At 69.1% G+C, this 1,286-nt stretch carries 1 protein-coding gene; it reads left to right on the forward strand.

The features are described 5' to 3' along the window. Window positions 1–748: 748 nt before the first annotated feature. A partial coding sequence (locus tag ACWEBX_RS40920; RefSeq protein WP_451889750.1) for an enoyl-CoA hydratase-related protein occupies window positions 749–1,286 on the forward strand: 538 nt, incomplete at its 3' end.

Below are 1,286 nucleotides of genomic sequence, written 5' to 3' on the forward strand. Positions count from 1 at the left end.
CAGTTCACCAGTGAACTGAGGAGGTCGTGCGGGGTGGCAGACATGGCAGAGCCGGTACGTGGGGGGCGCAATCCCGCCTTTGCCCGCCAGGTCCCAGTGGCCCAGCCATCGAGCGTGCTGCTGGGCACCCGCCCGGTAGACTTCGAAGACGACGCGGCCATTCTCGAACTGTGCAACCGGACCGACGTCCTCCAGCAGTGCGGCTATGGCCACGGTGGGGCGAATGCCTACGTCGCGGAGAACGCGATGGCCTTCACCGCCGACACCGACCGGGTAGCCGACCGCTCACCACCGGGTTCACCATCGACTATGTCCGGCCCGCCGACGGCGAGATGGTTCAGGCGCGGGCCGGGGTGGTACGTGCCGGCCGCTCGCTCTGACCACCGGTCCAGCGTGGTCCAGAACCGGGAACCGAACTCCGAGGGGTGCGCCACCGTCGTTGCGCACCCGAGCATCGCGCTGGTCAAGTACCAGGGCGCGACGAGCCGCTTCGCTGGTGCCAACCGACAGCCCGTCACTTCCCCCCAGATATCCTCCCCACGACCACCCGCATGCGGCCCGCTCCCAAGACGCTGCATGGCGAAGTCACCATCGGCAGCATGCCCACGCATTGGCGAGGTGCGGCGGTGGGCCACGTGCACGGCCAAGACGACCAAAGACACACCCTTGGGCCGTGCCTCACCCGTGGCAGCCCGCAGCCCGATCCCGTCCCCTTTTGGCACCTCACACACCCCCTTCAGGAGCACACATGCCTACCCTCGACCGTCATGACTCCGTCTTCGTGCTGAACCTCGGAGACGACGAGAACCGCTTTCACCCGGACTGGCTCGCGTCCGTCAACGCCGCCCTGGACGAGGTGGAGAAGGCCGATGCCCCCCGGGCGTTGGTGACCGCCGCGACGGGCAAGTTCTTCTCCAACGGCCTGGACCTGGAATGGCTGACCGCCCACGCCGACCAGTACGCCGCCTACGTCGACACCGTCCACGCGCTGTTCGCCCGCGTGCTCGCCCTGCCCATGATCACCGTCGCGGCCCTCCAGGGACACACCTTCGCCGCCGGCGCCATGCTCTCTCTCGCGCACGACTTCCGGGTCATGCGGGCCGACCGCGGCTTCTGGTGTCTGCCCGAGTCCGACATCAAGATCCCCTTCACCCCCGGCATGTCCGCCCTGATCCAGTCCCGCCTGGCGCCCCAGACCGCCCACGAAGCCATGGTCGCCGGCCGGCGATACGGCGGCACCGACGCCGCGACCGCGGGCATCGTCGACCACGCCGTGGCCGAGGACG

It is taken from the genome of Streptomyces sp. NPDC005070, from assembly GCF_053600395.1.